Origin of the sequence: Streptomyces malaysiensis subsp. samsunensis, assembly GCF_024519315.1 — a bacterium.
GTDB lineage: Bacteria > Actinomycetota > Actinomycetes > Streptomycetales > Streptomycetaceae > Streptomyces > Streptomyces malaysiensis.
On the sequence record NZ_JANIIC010000233.1, the window covers coordinates 1 to 867 of the forward strand.

The window sequence follows — 867 nt, forward strand, 5'->3', positions numbered from 1 at the left end:
GTCGTGGTCTCCACCCGCGACTGCTCCCTCCAGCGCCGCCACCAGAAACTGGTCGAGGAGGCTCCGGCTCCGTTCCTGACGCAGGAGCAGACGGCGCAGCTCTACGCCGCTTCCAAGGCCATCCTCAAGGAGGCGGGCTATGTCGGGGCGGGGACGGTGGAGTTCCTGGTGGGCAACGACGGCACCATCTCCTTCCTCGAGGTCAACACCCGTCTCCAGGTGGAGCACCCGGTCACCGAGGAGGTCACCGGGATCGATCTGGTCCGGGAGATGTTCCGGATCGCGGATGGTGAGGCCATCGGCTACGACGATCCTCCGATGCGGGGGCATTCGTTCGAGTTCCGCATCAACGGCGAGGACCCGGGCCGCAACTTCCTGCCCGCCCCCGGCACGGTGACGTCCTTCATCCCACCCACCGGCCCCGGCGTCCGGCTCGACGCGGGCGTGGAGTCGGGCAGCGTCATCGGTCCGGCGTGGGACTCGCTGCTGGCCAAGCTGATCGTCACCGGCGCCACCCGCGCCCAGGCCCTCCAGCGCGCCGCGCGCGCCCTGGCCGAGTTCCAGGTCGAGGGCATGGCCACGGCGATCCCCTTCCACCAGGCGGTGGTGGAGGATCCGGCGTTCACCAGCGAGCCCTTCACCATCCACACCCGCTGGATCGAAACCGAGTTCCACAACACCATCACCCCCTTCACCCCGACCGGGACGGACGAGGCCGAGGAGTCCGGCGCCCGAGAGACCGTGGTGGTCGAGGTCGGTGGCAAGCGGTTGGAGATCTCCCTGCCGGCGGTCCTCGGCCTGGCGGTGTCGCCCGGGGAGCCCGCGGGGACCAAGAAGCCGAAGCGCAAGGCGGTCAAGAAGTCAGGG

General features: G+C 69.7%; 1 protein-coding gene. It reads left to right on the forward strand.

Annotated features, from left to right (window positions below; all coding sequences use genetic code 11):
* Positions 1-867 (forward strand): ATP-binding protein (locus tag NQU54_RS48655; RefSeq protein WP_441005768.1); only part of this gene is annotated, 867 nt, incomplete at both ends.